21 protein-coding genes and 4 pseudogenes are annotated in these 20250 nt (G+C 55.3%); 7 read left to right on the plus strand and 18 right to left on the minus strand.

All coding sequences use genetic code 11. The features are described 5' to 3' along the window. Positions 1 to 60: 60 nt before the first annotated feature. From alkB to N7E01_RS03425, 3 genes are all read right to left on the minus strand, one after another. Complete coding sequence (alkB, locus tag N7E01_RS03415) at positions 61 to 735, minus strand: DNA oxidative demethylase AlkB (RefSeq protein WP_289174629.1); 675 nt, start codon at positions 733 to 735, stop codon at positions 61 to 63. Positions 736 to 830: 95 nt separating this feature from the next. Further along, the gene (gene hmpA, locus N7E01_RS03420; protein WP_289174630.1) at positions 831 to 2036 is read right to left on the minus strand and encodes an NO-inducible flavohemoprotein; all 1206 of its coding nucleotides are present in this window, start codon (positions 2034 to 2036) and stop codon (positions 831 to 833) included. Positions 2037 to 2155: 119 nt separating this feature from the next. Continuing rightward, entirely contained in the window at positions 2156 to 2296 is a 141-nt protein-coding gene (locus N7E01_RS03425; protein ID WP_289174631.1) for a hypothetical protein, read from the minus strand. Here N7E01_RS03425 and purT point away from each other — a divergent pair. Together purT and N7E01_RS03435 are read left to right on the plus strand one after the other, a co-directional pair. Beyond that, positions 2295 to 3498 (plus strand): annotated as a pseudogene (purT, locus tag N7E01_RS03430) (formate-dependent phosphoribosylglycinamide formyltransferase). The gene N7E01_RS03425 and the pseudogene purT overlap by 2 nt on opposite strands. Positions 3499 to 3727: 229 nt before the next feature. Continuing rightward, complete coding sequence (locus N7E01_RS03435; protein ID WP_289174632.1) at positions 3728 to 4750, plus strand: mechanosensitive ion channel family protein; 1023 nt, start codon at positions 3728 to 3730, stop codon at positions 4748 to 4750. A 42-nt stretch (positions 4751 to 4792) separates the two neighbouring features. Here N7E01_RS03435 and N7E01_RS03445 read toward each other — a convergent pair. From N7E01_RS03445 to N7E01_RS18345, 8 genes and pseudogenes are all read right to left on the minus strand, one after another. Beyond that, positions 4793 to 6087 (minus strand): annotated as a pseudogene (locus N7E01_RS03445) (diguanylate cyclase). Between the two features lie 368 nt (positions 6088 to 6455). After that, positions 6456 to 7246: pseudogene (locus tag N7E01_RS18325) on the minus strand (ABC transporter substrate-binding protein); the annotation flags it as partial. Between the two features lie 66 nt (positions 7247 to 7312). Continuing rightward, positions 7313 to 8532: pseudogene (locus N7E01_RS18330) on the minus strand (TonB-dependent receptor domain-containing protein). After that, positions 8529 to 9254 carry a TonB-dependent receptor plug domain-containing protein gene (locus tag N7E01_RS03470; RefSeq protein WP_289174636.1) on the minus strand — a complete coding sequence of 242 codons (726 nt, stop codon included), beginning with the start codon at positions 9252 to 9254 and terminating at the stop codon, positions 8529 to 8531. The pseudogene N7E01_RS18330 and the gene N7E01_RS03470 overlap by 4 nt, the downstream one beginning before the upstream one ends. After that, on the minus strand, positions 9200 to 9478 hold the full coding sequence (locus N7E01_RS03475) for a hypothetical protein (protein ID WP_289174637.1): 279 nt from the start codon (positions 9476 to 9478) through the stop codon (positions 9200 to 9202). Before N7E01_RS03475 ends, N7E01_RS03470 begins: the two co-directional genes overlap by 55 nt. Before the next feature lie 196 nt (positions 9479 to 9674). Beyond that, positions 9675 to 9857: a hypothetical protein gene (locus N7E01_RS18335; RefSeq protein ID WP_350494924.1), complete on the minus strand. Its 183-nt coding sequence runs from the start codon at positions 9855 to 9857 to the stop codon at positions 9675 to 9677. Next, positions 9845 to 10360: an MFS transporter gene (locus N7E01_RS18340; protein WP_350494925.1), complete on the minus strand. Its 516-nt coding sequence runs from the start codon at positions 10358 to 10360 to the stop codon at positions 9845 to 9847. The genes N7E01_RS18335 and N7E01_RS18340 overlap by 13 nt, the downstream gene beginning before the upstream one ends. Then, on the minus strand, positions 10351 to 10878 hold the full coding sequence (locus N7E01_RS18345) for an MFS transporter (RefSeq protein ID WP_350494926.1): 528 nt from the start codon (positions 10876 to 10878) through the stop codon (positions 10351 to 10353). Before N7E01_RS18345 ends, N7E01_RS18340 begins: the two co-directional genes overlap by 10 nt. Before the next feature lie 118 nt (positions 10879 to 10996). On the opposite strand from N7E01_RS18345, the gene N7E01_RS03485 reads away from it, so the two are divergent. After that, positions 10997 to 11380 carry an RNA-binding S4 domain-containing protein gene (locus N7E01_RS03485; protein ID WP_289174638.1) on the plus strand — a complete coding sequence of 128 codons (384 nt, stop codon included), beginning with the start codon at positions 10997 to 10999 and terminating at the stop codon, positions 11378 to 11380. Positions 11381 to 11416: 36 nt separating this feature from the next. Here N7E01_RS03485 and N7E01_RS03490 read toward each other — a convergent pair whose 3' ends face one another. After that, the gene (locus tag N7E01_RS03490) at positions 11417 to 11917 is read right to left on the minus strand and encodes a DUF2165 family protein (protein WP_289175722.1); all 501 of its coding nucleotides are present in this window, start codon (positions 11915 to 11917) and stop codon (positions 11417 to 11419) included. Between the two features lie 93 nt (positions 11918 to 12010). Here N7E01_RS03490 and N7E01_RS03495 point away from each other — a divergent pair, with 93 nt between their 5' ends. After that, positions 12011 to 13270, plus strand: a complete 1260-nt coding sequence (locus N7E01_RS03495) for a HAMP domain-containing protein (RefSeq protein WP_289174639.1) — start codon at positions 12011 to 12013, stop codon at positions 13268 to 13270. After that, a complete protein-coding gene (locus N7E01_RS03500) occupies positions 13221 to 13718 on the plus strand; it encodes a GGDEF domain-containing protein (protein ID WP_289175723.1) in 498 nt (165 codons plus the stop codon). Before N7E01_RS03495 ends, N7E01_RS03500 begins: the two co-directional genes overlap by 50 nt. A 60-nt stretch (positions 13719 to 13778) precedes the next feature. Here N7E01_RS03500 and N7E01_RS03505 read toward each other — a convergent pair whose 3' ends face one another. Beyond that, positions 13779 to 14681, minus strand: coding sequence for a GGDEF domain-containing protein (locus tag N7E01_RS03505; protein ID WP_289174640.1), 903 nt, complete (start codon positions 14679 to 14681; stop codon positions 13779 to 13781). Positions 14682 to 14954: 273 nt separating this feature from the next. Between N7E01_RS03505 and N7E01_RS03510 the strand changes: the two genes are divergently transcribed. Continuing rightward, on the plus strand, positions 14955 to 15146 hold the full coding sequence (locus N7E01_RS03510; protein ID WP_289174641.1) for a hypothetical protein: 192 nt from the start codon (positions 14955 to 14957) through the stop codon (positions 15144 to 15146). Between the two features lie 92 nt (positions 15147 to 15238). After that, positions 15239 to 15916, plus strand: coding sequence for an alpha/beta hydrolase (locus N7E01_RS03515; RefSeq protein ID WP_434089574.1), 678 nt, complete (start codon positions 15239 to 15241; stop codon positions 15914 to 15916). 207 nt (positions 15917 to 16123) lie between these two features. Here the strand turns inward: N7E01_RS03515 and N7E01_RS03520 are convergent, their stop codons facing one another. From N7E01_RS03520 to N7E01_RS03540, 5 genes are all read right to left on the minus strand, one after another. Continuing rightward, positions 16124 to 16360: a thioredoxin family protein gene (locus N7E01_RS03520; protein ID WP_289174642.1), complete on the minus strand. Its 237-nt coding sequence runs from the start codon at positions 16358 to 16360 to the stop codon at positions 16124 to 16126. Between the two features lie 36 nt (positions 16361 to 16396). Beyond that, positions 16397 to 17827, minus strand: a complete 1431-nt coding sequence (locus tag N7E01_RS03525; protein WP_289175725.1) for a permease — start codon at positions 17825 to 17827, stop codon at positions 16397 to 16399. Positions 17828 to 17854: 27 nt separating this feature from the next. Further along, positions 17855 to 18163: an arsenite efflux transporter metallochaperone ArsD gene (gene arsD / locus N7E01_RS03530; protein ID WP_289174643.1), complete on the minus strand. Its 309-nt coding sequence runs from the start codon at positions 18161 to 18163 to the stop codon at positions 17855 to 17857. 168 nt (positions 18164 to 18331) lie between these two features. Beyond that, complete coding sequence (locus N7E01_RS03535) at positions 18332 to 19258, minus strand: cation diffusion facilitator family transporter (RefSeq protein WP_289174644.1); 927 nt, start codon at positions 19256 to 19258, stop codon at positions 18332 to 18334. After that, positions 19255 to 20247: an ArsO family NAD(P)H-dependent flavin-containing monooxygenase gene (locus tag N7E01_RS03540; protein ID WP_350494927.1), complete on the minus strand. Its 993-nt coding sequence runs from the start codon at positions 20245 to 20247 to the stop codon at positions 19255 to 19257. The genes N7E01_RS03535 and N7E01_RS03540 overlap by 4 nt, the downstream gene beginning before the upstream one ends. Between the last annotated feature and the right edge of the window lie 3 nt (positions 20248 to 20250).

Genomic DNA, 20250 nt, shown 5'->3' on the forward strand with positions numbered 1-20250 from the left:
GTGTTTGACAACAAAAACAGCATCAACACCACCAAAGCAATTAACGTGCCACTTTCAGAATCACGTCACCCTGCGAAAGGTCAGATTCAACCGGTGCGCGTGCGCCAACGGGCTTGACGCGGACTTGACCGTCATGACGCCATGAAACCGGAGTCGGTCAACCCCACCCCACACCAGCACATCACCATGCTCAAGACCGACTTTCTGCACCGGATCGGTACGGCACAAACCGCCAAACTGGAACACTGCGGGCAAACCCAATGAAACGGACACAATGGGGGCTTTCAAATCGGCTTCATCCCGATCCTGATGCAAACCCATACGGCTACCCGGCTCGTAATAATTGATCAGGCACGCTTGCGGATCAAACGCGCCAAACCCGACATGTTGCGCCGCATTGACGGCCAGCTGATACAACACGGGCGGCATGGCCGGCCAAGGTGTTCCCGTCAAGGGGTCGGACGTCGCGTAGCGATATCCGGTGCGGTCAGAAACCCAGCCATAGGCACCGCAATTACTTTGGGCAACCGACATCCACCCGCGTGCCGTTGACATTTTGCGTAACGGAGAGCCTTCCAGTGCGTCAGCAACCGCCTCGAAAATTGCACCAGCATGGGGCAAGGCATACCCTTTCAGCAACCATGCTTGCGAACCAAGAGACTGTTCTGACGAGAGCTCTGGCAGAAGGGGAATTTGCGATGCAGAAGAAATCGGCACAAAAGGCTGGAACGACATGGTGTACCCGAAAAAAGGCCTATACCCCGTCGAGTATAGGCCACAGCATCATCTGCACTGCCCTGCGGCACCAGGTCGCAGCGTCAATCAGCGGGTCAGATCAGGTGGTCGAGCATATCGGGGCCAAAGACCTCACGATGGATTTTTTCAACAGGAACCCCAAGTGCAAGCAGATCACGCCATTGCTGTTGCATGAACGGCAACGGTCCACACATGTACACGGGAGCCTGCGCATGATCCCAGACGGGCAACTGACCCACCGTCATACGACCCGCCTGATAGCCCGGCAAGGCCGCATGCGCGGCATCAAGGTCTTCGTAAAAATTGACGACGCTTAGATTAGGCATGGCCGCTTGAGCCTGACGGACATCCAGCTGATGCGCGTGGTGCGCACTGTCGCGTGCTGCATGTGCAAAAATGACGCGACGCTGTGGCTGTACGCTGGCAATCTGGTTGAGCGCGGAAATCATGGGCGTAATACCCACACCGGCTGACAACAAAACCACTGGCCCGGCTGATTCGGTATCCGGGTTGAAGTCACCGAATGGCGGACTGATACGCAACGTTTTTCCCGCTGCAAGGTTGTCGTGCAACCAGTTCGACACCCTACCCGCCGGAGTTTCTGCACCGGCAGTTTCACGTTTGACCGAGATGCGGTAGTACGGAAGGCCAGGACGATCGGACAAACTGTACTGACGCAACTGCCGCTTGCCATCGGGCAGGTTGACCTCGACGCTGATGTACTGACCCGGCTTGAAACTGGCCAAGGGTTGGCCATCAGCCGGCTTCAGAATGAAAGAGCGCACATTGGCGCTTTGATCAACCACGCTTTCAACCTGCATGTCGCGCAACTGGCCCGGCTGTATCCCCGCCTGGTCATACAGCTGGCGCTCGGCATCGATCAAGGCGTTAGCCAACAGCCCATACGCTTCTTCCCAGGCCGACAGCAGGTCTGGCGTTGCCGCATCGCCCAGGGTCTGCTGAATTGCCCCCAGCAGATGACGACCCACAATCGGGTAATGCTGTGCCGTAATGCCTACCGAGGCATGCTTGTGCACGATCCGGCTGACGACAGGCCCCAGCGCCCCCGCGTTATCAATGTTGGCGGCGTACGCAAACACGGCTGACGCCAATGACTGCTGCTGCGCACCACTGGCCTGATTCCCCATATTGAAGATATTGGTCAGCTCGGGGTGTTCATCGAACATGTTTTTATAAAACGTGCGGGTAATGGTTACCCCATGCTCGCGCAGAACGGGAACACTGGCATCAATGTAAGGACGGGCTTGTTGCGACAACATAGTGGCTCACTCCAGTGGCTGATTTTGTGTACAGCCTTCAGTTGAAATACGGTTACACGGCGTTGGTGTATGAATTGCAGCCTTGCCATCAGTGCTCAAGCCACAATCAAAGATGAATATTATATATATCTTATAAAGACGTCAATACTGATGGCTTCATCCGCATCGAGAAGCGGCTCATAGGCTGCAACAAGGAGCCCACCGGTCACCTCCTCTTCAGGGCTAAAATCAGATTTTTTACAGATCACAGGATCGACCATGACAACGCTCGGCACCCCCTTTCCCCATCGGCCACCAAAGTTTTGCTGCTCGGGTCGGGCGAGCTTGGCAAAGAGGTGATCATTGCCCTGCAGCGTCTGGGCGTCGAAACCATCGCGGCAGACCGCTATCCCGACGCCCCGGGTCAACAAGTGGCACATCATGCCCGCACCCTGGTCATGACTGACCCGGAGCAGTTACGCGCCCTGATCGAGTCCGAGCAACCTGACCTGGTCGTGCCGGAAATCGAGGCCATTGCCACGCCCGCCCTTGAACTGCTTGAAGCCGAAGGCAAGGTGCGTGTCATACCGACCGCACGCGCTGCACGTCTGACAATGGACAGGGAAGGTATCCGCCGTCTTGCGGCAGAAACCCTGGGGCTGCCCACCAGCCCCTACAAATTCTGCGACTCACTGCGTGAGCTGCAAGAAGCCATCGACAACGGCATTGGCTACCCTTGCGTTGTAAAACCGGTCATGAGTAGTTCAGGCAAAGGGCAAAGCAAAATCGACGGCCCTCAGGATGTCGCCGCTGCCTGGGATCACGCCATGGCAGGTGGCCGCGTCAGCCATGGTCGCGTCATTGTTGAAGGCTTTATTGATTTCGACTATGAAATCACGTTGCTGACAGTGCGAGCCCTGGATGCCCAAGGGGCAACACAAACCCACTTCTGCGAGCCTATCGGCCATTTACAGCAAAGTGGCGACTACATCGAAAGCTGGCAACCTCACCCCATGCATCCCGACGCCCTGGCAAAGGCCCACGCGATTGGTGATGCCATTACACGAAACCTGGGTGGGCAAGGGCTGTTCGGTGTCGAGCTGTTTGTCAAGGGTGAGCAGGTCTGGTTCAGCGAAGTCAGCCCGCGCCCGCACGATACCGGCATGGTCACCATGACCACCCAATGGCAAAACGAATTCGAACTGCACGCACGCGCCATTCTTGGTCTGCCGGTTGATACCCGGCTGCGCAATCCGGGGCCAGCGCCGTTATCTACGGTGGTGTTGATGCTACCGGGGTTGTCTTTGACCACATTGATGACGCCCTGCGCGTACCCCAGACCGATATCCGTCTGTTTGGCAAACCTGAAAGCTTCCAGAAGCGGCGCATGGGGGTTGCCCTGGCCTTTGATACCCATGTCGACACCGCGCGCCAGCGTGCCCGTGAGGCGGCCTCGAAAGTCAAACCCCGCCCGGCGGGCTGACGCCTGCCACCCAGGCGCCAACCTGGCACCGGTTAGCCAAGCTTTCCTGGCTCGTTACAATGGGCCGTTTTAACAGCTAGGGAAACCACTAGATGGAAGAAGCAATCTTTTCAGACCTTGTCGACAGCATCAACAGCTATACCGGCGGCGACCCGATCATCGGGCTGACCATTCAAGTCTTTCTTGTCGTTCTGACCGTCGTCGTTTTCAATTTTTCTTGCGCCGCTCATTGGCGAAACTTGAAGAAAAAACCCATCATACCGCCAGCTACTGGGACAACGCGCTGATCAGTGCGATTCGTAAACCAGCAACAATACTGGCGTGGATTATCGGTCTGTCGTTCGCGGTAGAAATACTTCAGGTTGAAACCGATGTCACCCTCCTGGACATCATTGAACCCGTCCGCATTATTGGCGTGATCGGGTGTCTGACCTGGTTTGTCATTCGTTTCATTGGCAACGTACAAAACGGTCTCATCGCCAAACGCAGGGCCGGCAATGAGCCCGTAGACGTCACGACGGTAGACGCCATCGGTAAACTGCTGCGCGTCTCCGTTCTGATCACCGCCGTTCTGGTAGGCATGCAAAGCCTTGGCTTTTCCATTTCGGGGCTTCTGGCTTTCGGGGGCATTGGCGGTCTGGCCGTCAGCTTTGCCGCCAAAGACCTGCTGGCCAACTTCTTTGGGGGCCTGATGATCTACATGGACCGCCCGTTTGCTGTGGGCGACTGGATTCGTTCCAATGACCGCAACATTGAAGGTACCGTTGAAGAGATCGGCTGGCGACTGACCCGCATCCGTACTTTCGACAAGCGCCCCCTTTATGTGCCGAACGCTGTTTTCACGTCGATTTCGGTTGAGAACCCCTCGCGCATGACAAACCGCCGAATTTCGGAAACGGTGGGTATACGGTACAACGACATTTCGGTTGCGGCAAAGATCGTGACCGATATCAAGGCCATGCTGCACGGCCACCCCGACATCGACAACGACCAGACACTGATCGTCAACTTCAACGGGTTTGGCACGTCGTCACTGAACATCATGATCTACACCTTCACAAAAACCACACAATGGGTTCTGTTTCATGAGATCAAGCAAGATGTCATGCTGAAAATCTGCGATATCATTGCCGCCAACGGTGCAGAAATTGCCTTCCCGACACAGACACTGCATGTGTTTGGCAACGAAGCCGAACGGCCCGACCTGGCACCGGCCAACCCCAACCTGGCGACGACAGGCGTAACCCGATAGGGTATTGGCGTTAAAACAGCGGGGCCCGCCACGCAGGCCCCGCTACACCATGATGCGGTTTCGTCCGGCCTGCTTGGCCGCGTAGAGTTTGTTATCGGCCGCCGAAATCTGTTCATCCAGCGAGCGGCATCCGGTTGACTCCTTGACGCCGCCACTAACGGTTTGCCTCAGGCCTGGGTAAAGGGTGGCGGTTTCAACCGCCTGCCTGACCTTGTCAGCCACCACCAGCGCCTGTTGCGCACTGGTTTCCGGGCAGATCAACAAAAACTCTTCACCCCCCAGCGCCCAAAAGTGTCACTGTGACGGATGGTTTGAAGCACGATGGTGCAGAACTGACGCAAGACCTCGTCGCCGGCTTGATGACCAAACTGATCATTGGCCCGCTTGAAGTGATCCAGGTCAAACATAACGATGGAAAACGGGCAGTGATAGCGCTGGTAGCGCTCGAATTCTTTACCCAGAATGGCATCCAGATGATGTCGATTGAACGTACCGGTAAGTTTGTCGCGTATTGACGCTTCAAGCAACTGGGCATTCTTGTCACGCAAGGCCTGCTGCGCTTGACGCAGGCTGTCGTTGGTGTGCTGGATCCGCCGGTTCATGACCTTCATGCGCACTGAATACACCAGTAACACACTTACCGTCAGGACCAGTGCCGTCAGCCAGGGCAAGACACGCATCCAGGGAAATGGTGAGGCAACCGGCAGGTCAACCCACGTGTCATAAATGGCGTTGTGCTCTTGTACCGTCATACTGGCCAGCACCTTGTTGACTGCACTGATCAGCAGGGGCCAATCATTACGCACCCCCATGGTCAGGTCAAAATCATAGGGTGTTTGACCGGAAATTTTAAGATTGGCCAAGCCATGGGTTTTGATGATGTGAATGGAGGCGGCCAAATTATCGACAAATACGTCAATTTCACCGGCCGCCAGATGACGCAGACCATCCAGCGTACTGCCATACCGAACCAGAGCGACATCAGGGTGAAACCGCGTTAAGAGCTCATCGGAGGCATAGCCTTTGACCACCCCGACACGCAAGCCTACCAACTGGGCAAGGCTGGGAATGAAATCAACGTCGCCGCGCGACACGATAACCATCGGCGAGGTGACATAATGGTTGGTAAACCCCATGTATCGTTTGCGATCGGGGGTTTCTGCCGCTGACGGCAACAGATCAACGGCGCGGGCCTGCACCGCGTCAAGGGCGGCCTGCCAGTCAGTAATGCTGACCCGCTCGAACGTAATACCCAGCCGCTGGGCAATAAGAGCGAGGTAATCAGAGGCAATCCCCGGGCACGGCCATCGGACCCCAAAAACTCGAACGGTGGCCAGCCAGCCTCGTCAATGGCATAACGAACGGTTTTGATATCGGCAAGGAACTGCAGTTCTTGAGCGGTAAGATCCAGTGTGGCGGTACGCGGCTGAGACTGGAAAACCAGTGCCAACGGCTGGCTTCCGGCCCCGTGTACCAATTTCAGGTCACGCAACCTGGCATACAGGAAGTTCACACGCTGCGGGTTGATTTCGCCCAATGGGGTCGTGTAGCGATCGATCAGAACCTCAAGCGCGCGCGCTTCGTTCAACAAAGCGTCGCGCGACTTGTTCTGGGTGTTGTACTTCTGCAGAATCAGATCGACGATTTCTTCTTTGTGGTCAAGCGCGTAATGCCAACCCCGCACTACGGCACGGCGCATTGCCTCGACACGCTGAGGGTTCGCCAATGCCTCGACTTGCGAGGTAAACAGCATATCGCCATACAAATCAATGCCAAAATGGCGCGGCGTAATCAGGTTGACCTTGTGCCCGCGCTCGGCCATGACAAACGGCTCATTGGTCAGGTAAATGGCCACGCCATCAATCTGGCCGGAGGCCAGGCGCTCCATGCGTTCTGCCCAAGGCACCCTGACCAGCCCTTGATCAAGCACCTTTTGCGAAGCCAGCATGGCCAGCACGTCGATGCCATCAGAGTCGTTATCGTAAAAGGCGACCCGGCGCCCCACCAGATCGGCAGGAGCAACCAACCCCGAATTGCCCATGGTCATGATCGCCCCCGCCGAGTGCTGCAAAAAGCAGCGACCAGGACAACCGGCGCTCCGGAAGCGTAGTGCATCAACAGGATTGAATCGGCCACACCGTAATCGGCCGCCCCGTCGAGCACCTCGGTAACCATATTCCTGGATGGATCGCGCTCACGCAGGACAACATCAAGCCCCTCGTCAGCGAAATACCCCTTTTCAAGGGCCGCATACAACCCCGCCGACTGAAACTGGTGCAGCCACTTGAGCTGGATAACCAACGGGCGGGCGTGAGCACTGGACACCACTGCAAACAGTAGTGCCATGACAACCCATACCGCCAGCCCACGTGCTTTTGCAAGCATTCTTGATTTATTGCCAAGTGTTGTTACCGGGAAAACAGCGTAGCAGATGCCATGACGTTTGCGTATGCGCACTAACGCTAGTGCCCCACAGCTGTTGTCGTTGCGGGGCATTGGCGTTGCATTGTCAGACGAAAGTACTGCCAGGATGACGGCAGCCTGACCTGAAAACGACAGAAATCAGAACGTCATGGTTGCCGACAACCACAAACGACGACCTTCCTGAATCTTGTAGTAGGCGTTACCCCAACCAGGGGCTCCGGTTGTCGAGTAGCTGCCGTAATTTACAAACTTCTTGTTGAACAGGTTTTCGATTGACGCATTCAGGGCAATGCTCTTGTTGACCTGATACGAACCACCGACACCGAACAGCCAGTACGGGTTGTAGAACTCTTGTTTGCCTTGAGCATTGATCTGGGCATACTGCTTGGCGCGGTACTCTGCACGCAACCACGCAGAGGCCTGAGTATTAATTTTCCAATCAAGACGCATGTTCAGACGATGGCGTGCATCGCTGTTCAACGGTTGACCCTCGCTAGCACCACTTTCGCGTTTGGCATCGGTAAACGTGTAGTTGCCACTGAACACCAGACCGTCAATAACGGGCAGTGCCCCACCGAGTTCAATACCGCGAATCGTCGCTTCATCGACATTTTCCTGAGCGACAAACGTTTCAACGGGAACGCCCCTGCGCCGCCAATTACCCAAATCCAGACAACCAGGGACATTATTGGCACGGCAATTGGGCACGTTATACGTATTCAGCTTGTCTTTGAATGCAGTGTGGAAGAGCGTCACGTTCGCCTTGCGCCCCTGAAGGTCGTCAAAGTAAACGCCAAGCTCGGACGAGGTGCTTTTTCGGGAACCAGTTTCGAGCTGCCGACAACCGGAATAGTGCCCTGACCGCGCAAACCGATAATGCCATCGGTCATCAGATTCAGGTCAGGCGTCTTGTAGCCACGCGCAACACCACCTTTGACGGTCCAGTTGGGGGTCAGGTTCCACACACCGTAAACACGTGGGCTCCAGTTGCCTCCAAATTGCTCGTTACGGTCATAACGTGCACCAAATGTCAGCGCAAAATTGTCCACAATGCGCCATTCATCTTCAAGGAACAGGGCCCATTGCCATTGTTTCAAGTCGAGCGGCGCAGTTACCAGACCATCCGTGAACTTCTGTTCACGCCATTGCCCGCCAAAGGTCAGATTGTGTGTATCGTCGAGCAGGGACCAGTTCCACTTCGAGTCGAGCACCAGATTGTCGTAGGTCAAATCACGCGGCGTACCATCGATAGCCGTACGCGGGCTGCTCATCGGGTTGGTTCGCCCAATGGTTTCCGTGGTTTCGTAAACAATACTGGAGTCCGAACTGAGACTGCCGTAGCGCCCCAGATGTGTCAGCCCATAACGGGTTTTATCGTAACGCTGCTCTGGGTCGTAGCCACCACCGGCTTCCTCGCCGGAACCTGGCTGTTCAGTGTCCCCAGTTGCTGGGCACTGTTGTCATAACGCTGGCGTGCCTGTTCGACATCAAAAATGATGTCGTGATTTTCATTGGGTGTCAGTGCAAATTTGACGCCCAAGGTGTGGATTTTTGAACCAGCATAGCCATCTCCGGAAACATTGCCGGTGTAATCTCCGCTGACGGCTTCGGCGGCACTGGCCGGATACGATTCATCGGCTTCCATCAGGCGGCTGTAACGACCGTAGATCGATACACCCAGAATATCTTCCTTGATCGGGCCGCTCAGGTAAAACGATGAGCCATAGTTGTTGCCGAACGTGTCGTTCATTTGCAGGGTGCCATCGGCCGAAATGCTGCCGCCCCATTCTTTGGCTACCTTGCGGGTAATGATATTGATCACCCCACCCATGGCGTCGGAACCATAAAGGGTAGACATCGGGCCGCGCACGACCTCAATGCGTTCAATCGCCGACAGGGGCGGCATAAAACTGGTATCCACATCGCCAAAACCGTTCGGGCGAGACCCCGAACTATTGCGATTGACGCGCTTGCCATCAATCAGGATGAGTGTGTAATCAGAACCCATTCCCCGGATGCTGATGTTCATGCCACCGGTCTTGCCGCCGCGCTCAACAGACACCCCTTCCACGTCAGCCACGGCATCCGCCAGGTTATTGAATGGCTTTTTTCCAGCTCTTCACGCGTGATCACGGAAATGGACGCCGGAGCATCTTTGATCATTTGCTCGAACCCGCCTGCCGTCACCACGACAGTATCCAACTGCTTGACCCCATCGGCCTGCTGGGCAAAAGCGACCTGGGCTGATGCCACCAGCAACGCGGCAGAGGCCAGACGACCGGGAACATATTTCTTTGACGACACCGATATCTCCTGAATACAAAGCTGAATGAGAATGATTATCGATATAATAAACGAAAAAATATGTTTTTGTGGCTAACCAAGGAACTTTTCGTCAAAAAGAAACAACGCCTATCCAGACAAGACGCACGACCTTGCAACCGTAGAACAGCTCAATCGGGCATACAGCAAACAGGCGCAAACCCATCGAAAACAACGGTCAGGTCGGCTGCCTTACCCGTGCTTCCTTGATGGGCAAATTGACTATCGCGGCCAGCAACGCCAGCACCATGTCGGCGTACCACATCCAGGTGAAATCACCGAATTCGGTAATCGCCACGCCACCCAGCCAGGCGCCGAGAAAACCACCCGTCTGGTGTGACAGCAGTGTCAGGCCGAACAATGTGGCCAGGTAACGGATACCAAACAGCTTGCCGACCAAAGCCGCTGTGGGCGGTACTGTGGCCAGCCAGGTAAACCCCATACCGGCCGCAAACACGTAAAAACCCAGGGGTCGCGCGGCATCATCAGATACCAGGCGATCAGTACGGCACGCGAGCCGTACATGGCGGCCAGCACATATTTGCTGCGATAACGCGCCACACAGGAACCCGCGTAAATACTGCCAAAAATATTGGCCAACCCGATGATGGCCAGCGACCAGCTGGCCACTGACGGGGGCAAACCACACAACCCGACCTCGCCCGGCAAATGCGTGACCAGAAACGCAATATGGAACCCGCAAGTAAAGAACCCCAGATTGAGCAAAATGTAGTTGCGGTCACGTACAGCCTCTGCCACGGCAGTACGCATTTTCTTTTCGCCGGCTACTGGCGGCTGCGCCCCGGAGCGTGAACCCACCAGCCGGCCCACCAATGGCAAGGCCATCACTGCCGTCAAGGCCATGGCCCACATCGCCCCCATCCACCCGACGGACTGAATAAGTTTCTGAAAGACCGGCGCCGCAACAAACTGGCCAAAAGACCCCCGGCGTTGATCAGACCCGACGCCGCACCGCGAGACTCGAGCGGCAAGCGTTGGGCCGCCGCACCGATCAACACCGAAAAACTGCCCGCACCCGAGCCGATTGACGCCAGCACACCCAGTGACACCATCAGCCCGAACCCGGTACCCATGAATGGCGTCACCGCACACCCGGCCGCCAGGGTCAGCAGCGCCGCAATCAGTACAACCCGGGGCCCGTAGCGATCGGCCACTGCACCGGCCACCGGCTGAACCAGACCCCAGGTAAACTGCCCGATAGCCAGTGCAAAACTGATCGTGGCAATGCTCATCCCCGTCGTGGTCGTCATGGGGCTGATGAACAACCCGAACGATTGACGCGTCCCCATGGTGACCATCAAAATTCCGGCCGCAGCCAGCGTAATTGCCAACGCCCCAGGGTGTCGCAACGAATAGAACATATCAGCCTCTTTGCTTTTTGCCATGCGCCGCAGCGCGCCGCCATTTTGCCACACGGCAAATGAGGCGCTGAAACGGTATCATCCCGGACTGAACACCAACGATGCATGACACGACACCATGGAAAAAATCAGACTGGACAAGTGGCTTTGGGCCGCCCGTTTCTACAAGACCCGCAGCCTGGCCTCAGAAGAAATTACCAAGGGCCGCGTCAATGTCAACAACATGCCGGCAAAACCCGCACGGGAAGTCGGCCCCGGCGACCGCATCGCCATCCGGAAAAGTGACCCGCCAATCGAAGTCACCGTAAACGCCGTCAGCGCGGTCAGGGGCCCTGCCCCGGTAGCGCAACTGCTGTATGAGGAAACGCCGGAAAGCCAGGCCCGCCGACAAGCCGCTGCCGAAATGCGCCGCCTGGCCCCCGAGCCTGCCGACACCATCAGGACAGGCCGCCCCACCAAACGCGACCGTCGGCAAATTGAACTGACCAAGCGGCAATCATGACGGTTTGCATGAGTCCGGCCCGCCCATGCCTGATCATCACGACGACTCGAGTTCGGTGTCGGGAAGCACCAGATAAATCAGAACCAGCATGATCGTGACCAGAAAACGAAAGGCTGACGGCACGCCGTTCCAGGTGGCCGACATCCACATGCCGAACCACTCACCACCAATGGACATGAAGCCGGCCTGCCAGACCAGAAAACCAAGCGATAGCCCGCACACCGCCACGCTTTTCGCCCGGTTGAACTCGCGTGATGAGGCCTTAACGACGGTCAGTAAACGCCACGCACCCCACCCGCACAACAGCGCAGTCAAAGCCTCAAGGCCGATGATCAGGATGTAAGCCGCATGATGCAACCAGGGCGACTTTATGGCACGATAGCCAATGGTTGCGTCGGGAAATACGGTATCCATCTGCAGCACATGCTGCACAAACGCAAAATTGCTACCATAGTCGGTTATGTTGCCAAATGCGACCAACGAGGCAAACAGCGCGATTGCGGCCACAAAAAGAATTTTTGAATATCGGATCGCCATCATCCCCTCGATCAGCGTGCATTAACCCCGACTATACTCACAATGAACAGCACTTCCAATTTGCATGCCAGTCATACCAACCGCCCCACATCCATGACAGAACGAATTCTCGGCACGCTACGCGGGCGCCTGATCGTGCTGTTCGGAGGCGTTTCATTAGTGCTGGGCATTGTCTCCAGCGTCATTATTGAAAACCGGGCCACTCAAGCCATTGCCCGACTGAGTGATGAACGTCTGCACGAAATAGCACGATCAATCGCCAACACACTTTCGCAAAGTCTGGTCGAGCGGCGGCGCGAAATCGAACTGGTCAGCGCGTTGCCCCATCTGGTCTCCGGCGAATGGAACTCAGCCGCTGTTCGTACAATCATCAATGCCGTCAAAGACAGCTACCGCCCTTACGCCTGGATGGGCCTGGCCGACAGCACGGGGCGTGTCATCGTCGCTTCGGGCGGTTTGCTGGAAGGCGTCGACGTGAGCAAGCGCCCCTGGTTCATCCACGGCAAACAACGAATCTTCACCGGTGATGTCCACGAGGCCCTGCTGCTGGCCCGACACCTTCAACCCGATAACGCCAGTGAACCGCTTCGCTTCATCGACTTTGCGGCTCCGGTCTACGACGCCACAGGGCGTTACCTGGGCGTCGTTGCGACACATGCTCACTGGACATGGATTGCAGCCGTCATCAACGAAGGCATACGCACCGAACATCTGGCGGATGGCATCACGGTTTTCCTGATAGACCAGAAAAACCGTGTCCTGCACCCATTCACTGGCGAAGAGAGCACCGTGGCTCCGCTCGCCCCGGACTCCTCGGCAACACCCAGCGTTGTAACGTCTGAATCCGGACAAAAATATCTGACGGCGCGCGCGAATATCGTCGGCCCCGGCGCCGAAGACCTGAACTGGTCGGTGCTGGTGCGCCAACCCCTTGATGTCGCCTTGGGTGCGGCCACACAGCTACAACACACCATGCTTTGGCTGGGTATTGCCCTGTCGTTGCTGCTGATCATTCTGGCTGATCGTGTTGCCGTCAGCTTCAGCCGGCCATTGCAAGAACTTGAGAAAATCGCTGCACGTATCGACGGAGGCGACGAAACCACCCGCCTGTCGGCCACGCCCAGCGGTATCTATGAACTTGATTCGCTGGCGATCTCGCTTAATGGCCTGACCGGAAAACTGCTGGATCGAAAACATGCACTCGAAGCACTCAACCAGTCACTGGAAGGCCAGGTACACGCCCGAACCGCCGAACTGACCCAGTGCCAATGCCCTGCTGGCGGCCCTGGCGACCACAGATGGTCTGACAGGGGTCGCCAACCGGCGCCAATTCGACACTACCCTGCAAAATGAATGCGACCGCGCGCGCCGCAGCAAGGCACCCTTGTCACTGATCATGCTGGACATCGATTTCTTCAAGAAATACAACGACCACTACGGACACCAGGCAGGCGATGAGTGTTTGCAAGATGTGGCCCAGGCACTCAGGGCCACGATTAACCGTCCGACAGACCTGGTGGCCCGCTATGGGGGTGAAGAGTTTGCGGTTATATTGCCCGGCACAGCGCTTGAAGACGCGTGCACGATCGCCGAAAAACTGAACGCCGCCATTGTCGCACTTGACCGCCCGCACGCCGATTCGCCACTGGGTCGCGTCACGATCAGCCTCGGTGTTGCGGTACTGTCTCCCGGGCAAGATCATGACGCAACCCATCTGGTGTCGCAGGCCGATACCGCCCTGTATGCGGCGAAAACAGCCGGGCGAAACCAGTTTTGTGCGTGGAAGGCACCAGACGCGTGATTGCAACCCGAAAACCACCGGCTTGCCTGGGTTAGGCACAACACGCCAGCGGGCTGGGCATCAGACCAAAACGACCCTGTCTTTGCCCTGGCTTTTGGCATCATAGAGCGCGCGATCTGCCCGTTTAAGTGCGTCCTCGTAAGATCGGTCGGCTGGCAACATGGTGGTTACACCAATGCTGGCTGTAACTACCGCGCCTTCCGCTGAAAACCGGCCTAGCGCCCTTCTGAGGGCATGGTGCAAACGCTCAGCAAACTGAGCAGCCTGCTCAGGGCCGGTGTTGGGCAAGGCCACCACAAACTCATCACCACCATAGCGACAAACCGTATCCGTTTGCCGGAACGCTGAACGGCAAACGTCGGCCACCGTCCGGATTATTTCGTCCCCGGCATGATGCCCCTGGGTATCGTTGATTATCTTGAAATTGTCCAGATCAAAGATGAACACCGACGTAGGCACCGCATGCCGTGCCGATGACTCATGGAGACGCACCAGGTCGTTTTCGAGCTTTCTTCGATTGAACAAACCGGTGAGCTGATCGGTATCTCCTAATTCCCTGAGCCTGCTTTCAAGCAGATGTCGCTCTAAGATATTACTGGCGACCCAGAGAACGACGTCCTCATCGTCTACCCGAAAACTCAGCGCCTGGACCCGCCCTTCGAACCAGATCGGATCTTTCGGGCCATCATCGTCGAGACCTTTTACATCCCGATTGCTGAGTTCGTATTCTGTAACCAGCAGCTTTCGGGATTCGAGTGCCGTGGCAATTTGTTCAAGAAACCAGTTCGCTTTCTCGGGCTTGATCACATCGGAAATATACAGGCCGATAAGACCAGTGCCATCGTGGTAATAACGCGTGTCACGACCACCGAACACCCCAACGTATTTACCCGTGCGAGAAAGGATAAAAGCAGGATCGGGCAAGGCCTCGAGAATCAGTTCCAGTTGTTCGACATTGATCATGAGGCAATTCTTAGACGCCGTTTATTTCACGACTGAGCATTGTATTAAAAAAGATTACGAATCGGGACAACACTATGTCACGACAAACTTAAAGTGGATCAGGGCTATGACCGTACCGCCAACAGGCGATGCTCGTCAATCAACAACAACCCCAATAGTACAGGCCTGCGTTCCATGTCAAAAATAAATGGCTTTTGCCTGACAACAGAACCTGGCCGCCATGGCGGCACGCCTGAAATGTTGATTAATCAATAAGATACTGGAGAAGTCAAAATGAAACGATTCGCCATCACCTTACTCAGTTGTGCACTTTCCGTCGGTACCCTTACGTCAGTGAACGCGGCTGAGCCCAAAACCGCTGAATTAGCCCCAAAAGGCGAAATCGTCTTTCTGAACTACACACAGGCCGAACTTGATCGCAATTACGACCAGGGGCATGGGCTCCGAATCTTGGGCAAATACTGAAACGTTACGACGCCCGCAGCGAACTCACACGGCAACGCCTGGGCAAGCCTGAAACCTTCGCCTATGGCGACGACAAAGTCGAAACCTTTGACCTGTTTCGCGCCAAAGCCGACAAAGCCCCGCTGCATGTCTTCATCCACGGCGGTGCATGGCGCGCCGGAAAAGCCAGCAGCTACCACTTCCCCGCTGAAATGTTCCTCGACAATGGCGTGAGTTATATCGGACTGGACTTTGGCAACGTGCAAGACATCGGCCTTGACGGCATGGTGGCGCAACTGCGCAAGGCGTTAGCTTATATCCACAAAAATGCTGAAAAACTGGGCATCGACCCGAAACAGATCTATATTTCCGGACACTCATCCGGCGCCCATCTGGGTGGCGTCATCCTGACAACCGATTGGTCAAAACTAGGTGTTCCGCAAGACATCATCAAAGGCGCGACACTCATTTCTGGCATGTATGACCTGAAACCGGTTCGTCAGTCTGCCCGCTCATCCTACGTGCCGTTTACAGATGACATTGAAAACACCATGAGCACCCAACGCCACCTTAACCAGATCAACACCCCCATCATACTGGCCTATGGCGGCCTGGAAACCGATGAATTCAAGCGCCAGACCAAAGACTTCGCAGACGCCATGAAAAAGGCGAACAAACCTGTTGAATTGATTTTCTCTGAGTTTTCAAATCACTTCGAAATCATGGATGACTTCGGTAACCCCTACGGGCCTGTCTCTGCTGCTACATTGAAACAGATCAAAGGCAAATAACCGGCATCATTGCTTTTGATCGGCGGGTGGCCGTGGTTTTGACATGCCCACTCGCTAACCGTACCAGCACAGGCAGATTGGGTCGCATGCTCCTAAAACCAACTGACAGCATCAGACTGTTTAGTCTGGTAGACCTTTTACCAGTGCCTTGAGAGTTTTGCCTTGGATGATTCCTTGTCGTTAAAAGCCAGCAAGACCACAGAAAAATCAGGTTCGCAACCAGACCTGAACTTCAGCCTTCGTTGGAATTCGACCGCTCGAGACCACTTTCTCGTTGATCACCAGACCGGGGGTCGCGAGTAGGTCGTACTGCATGATTTCTTTCATGTCGGTAACTTTCAAAAACTCGACTTCAATGGAAGCCTCTTTGGCGGCATCCCGCGCAACCGCTTCCAGTTTTTTACAGTTGGCACAGCCTGAGCCTAAAATTTTAACGGTCAACATAACGTCTCCTTAGTAATAAAACAGACGCGCTCAGCGTCAATGAACTGCTCGAGAAAGCTTGCGCATAAGCAGCCCGAACACGATTGCGGCAGCGCCAAGACCCATAGCCATATTCAGGGCAGAGACCCCATCGACCCATGCACCATAGGTCAACCCTGAAATGACGCTGAACAAGGCAACCCAGCCGACATAGGCAAAAGTTTTGGTGCGGCCAATAACCGCAATGACCATCAGCATGCTTTGCAAGCTGAGTTCCGGATCTGCCATCAGATACGCCAGCAACGGGCCGGGGTGCATGCCCAGGTCCAGGAACATCTTGGCAACAGGCACCTCGACCAAGGTCGGGAAGTACATGAACACCCCAAAGAAAACCGCCACGATATTGGCTGTGACACTGTTGGTGCCCGCCAGCGTTTCAATCCACTCAGGTTGGATAATTTGACGCACGATGCCCACAATGAACACACCCACCACCAACAAACCGAAAATCTGCTTCACAAAGCGCCAGGACTCCCAAAGCCAGGCCTGACGCTCATCAGTATCAAGTTTCATCGCGTAGGTTCTGACAAGCCACAAACACAGGCCCACAGCAAAGAAACGGCCAGTGAAAGCAACGTCCAGGCCTTCAGCGGTAGGCGTCACGCGTAGTGCGGCCACCAGCAATGTCGCGCCGGCCAGCCCTAAGGTCGTCAAGGTCCAGCGATTGGCGCCCTCAATGATATTTTCCAGGCCCTTCCAGGCTGTCGCGGCAATCAGCAATAACAACACAATCAAGACTGAGCCCTGAAAGGTCACCCCTTCTTCGCCTTTCGCCGTGTCATACGGCACCCAGCTGAACAGTGTGTTCTGCCAATCAAGCGCCCACCCGACGGGTAAATGCATCGTCGCCAGCGTCGCCGTCAAAGGCCAAAGTTTCAGGGTTCCAGCAATAAGAAGTGCCACCAGAGACAATAGCAAACCCAGCGCTACCGGGTTCATGCTAGCTTTTTGGGCGAACATGGTATCGGTCTGAGCATCATGATTCGCATCGTCCTGGCGAAACAATATCGCCATCAATAGCCCGATGCCGATACCAAACAACAAGCAAAGCAAAAACCTTGCCGCAGCAAACTCGGGTCCCAAAATGCTGCCGGTATACGCAAGCGCCATGATGTTGCCTGCCGGGGCAAAGAACAGGAACGTAATGGCTGGACCAATACCCGCCCCTTTACGATAGATACCCGCAAACAAAGGCACGATTGTGCACGAGCAAACCGCAAGCAGCGAACCGGCTGCGGCCGCCGCAGGGTAAGAGATATGGGCAGGCGTCTTCCGCCCCAACCAGCGTGTGATGCTGGCTTTCGGTATGAGTGAAGCCATAGCCCCGGCAATAAAAAATGCCGGTAACAGGCAAAGCAACACGTGAGCTGCCAGATAGGCGGCCAGGTTGCCAGCGCCGCCACTCAACAAGAGCAAGGCGTAATCCATCAACAGTTACCTCGAAAATGAATCGGACTACGCATTAACACCAATCCAACGGGCCAGTTCAATGCGTTGAGGGTAGCGCCCAACCAGCGCAATTTCACCATTAACCAGCGTCAGTGGAAGCGCATCCTGGCCTGAACGTTCGATGAATTCCTTTACGACCAGATTTTCCCTGAATGCAGCGGCCTGTTGCGAAAGATTGAAGCGTTCAACCTGAGCACCCGTCCGTTTGGCCCATTCAACGTCAGCCTCAATCTCAAGTAGAGCCTGGTCGACGTCATTGCCGTCGGTCTCTTCGCTGCAACACACTGTATTTTCGAATATGTAAATAGTCTTCATTGCGTTCTCCCCTTTCCAGCGTCGACAGGCTTATCGAGCGCCATTTGTGAATGTGCCTTGCCGCCACTCGATCCGGCGACAGACGTTTTTGTATGAGCATAGTTAACAGATCTGATGGCCCACTATGACCCCGCTTAAGAAGCATCCGCAGCTATGTTGACTTGGCCGTCAATGGACATACTTGAGATGGCTTGAGTCCAACCGGTTCAACTGACAGTCCTGCGTAAACTGTGTGGACTCACACTGAATCGTGACATGTTCAATGTGAAACTCTACCGCAAGAAGATGAATGACATCAGCAAGGATTTCATCCGACTGGCACACCTGCTCTAGTGTCAGATGTGCCGTCAGCGCCGTCTCGGTCGTGCTCAGATTCCACACGTGAAGATCATGAAGTGCTCTAACGCCCGGAGTTTCAAGCAAAGCGTTCTGTATTGCATTTAGATCAACCGAGTCAGGCACGCCATCAAAAAGCATATGCAATGATTGCTTGAAAAGCGACAACGTGGCGATCACGATGACAATTGCAATAACAAGGCTGACGACCGGATCCAGCTGAGTCCAACCCAACCACAAAGCGAAAGCACCACTGACCACAACGACCAAAGATACGAAGGCGTCAGCGGCCATATGTAAAAAAGCACCACGAATGTTGAGGTCAGAGCGGCTGCCGCGCATAAATAGCCATGCAGTGATTGCGTTGATAATGACACCTACACCGGCGACCACCATCACGGTTTCTGCGTTTAGCTCACCTGGTTCGCCAAAACGGGAAATAGCCTCGGTGGCGAGCGAGCCCATAGCGATAAGCAGAAATACCGCGTTAGCAAAACTGGCCAATATTGAGGCTTTTCTCCACCCATAGGTATGTCGCACATTGGGACGCAACTTTGCAACGCCATAAGCAACCCATGCCAGCAGTAGGCCCGCGACATCACTCAGGTTATGTGCCGCATCTGCCAGCAATGCCAATGAGTTGGCATGCCACCCATAGAATGCCTCAATCAACACAAAAAACAGATTCAGACTGATTCCCAATGCGAAGGCTTGACCATAGGAAGGCTGCTCTGTTGCGTGACTGTGTGTATGTGTCATTGCGGAGCAACTTTATTTGTTAGCGCTTGAGCAATTTCTGCAACGCTGCTCCGGGCGGCACGCATAACGCCCGCCAACGTGGCAGACGCTGGGCCGGTCCAATCACCGTAGCCTACAAGCCACAGGCGGGGTTCCTTGATGCAATGGCCTTCCTTAACCAACACTTTGCCGTCAGCCTCAATAACCCCCAACCTCGCGAGATGTTGCAACGCAGGTCGAAACCCCGTGCACCACACCACAGCATCAATCTCCTGATGCCGTCCATCATCCCATTCAATACCGGTTTCAGTGAACCTTGAAAATGGACGATCAGCAACTAACACGTCTCGGTCCCTCGCTTCTCGCACGGGTGGCACCATCACAATATCGCCTAGACCGCCAACAGGGTGATCAACGGTTCGCCCTTCCTTCTGGGCCAACCAGCGTTCAGTCGCGCGCTCAAACAGTACCCGACCGTCAACATCGTCAGGCAAAAAAACCGGGGGAGATGGCGTAATCCAGAATGTTTGGGCAACTTTCGACAGTTCAGCCAGAATCTGGGCACCCGAGTTACCACCACCAACGACAGCCACTCGCTGGTTTCGGTACGATTCTGCATCGACATAAAACGCGGAGTGCAGCTGCTTGCCCGTGAACAGGTCGGATCCGGGATACTCAGGAATGTAAGGGTTGCTCCAGTTGCCCGTCGCGCTGACGACAGCGCGACTTTGCCAGATGCCTTTGTCAGTATGAGTCAGAAAGAACTGACCGTTCCTTGATATTGTCTGTACCTGTACAGGCCGCTTTACGGGAACCTCGTACCGAGCTTCATAACGAGTGAAATAATCCAGCACCTCGTCACGAGACGGATATAGCCCCGATGTAGATGCTGGCATGGGCCAACCTGGCAAAGAACTCCAGTTCGCGGGCGAAAAGAGACGTAATGATTTCCAGCCATGCTGCCAGGCACCACCAGGTTGCGTCTGGTTGTCCAGCACGACAAATGACAAATC

The organism is Neopusillimonas aromaticivorans, from assembly GCF_030344915.1.
In the GTDB taxonomy this organism is placed as follows: Bacteria; Pseudomonadota; Gammaproteobacteria; order Burkholderiales; family Burkholderiaceae_B; genus Neopusillimonas; species Neopusillimonas aromaticivorans.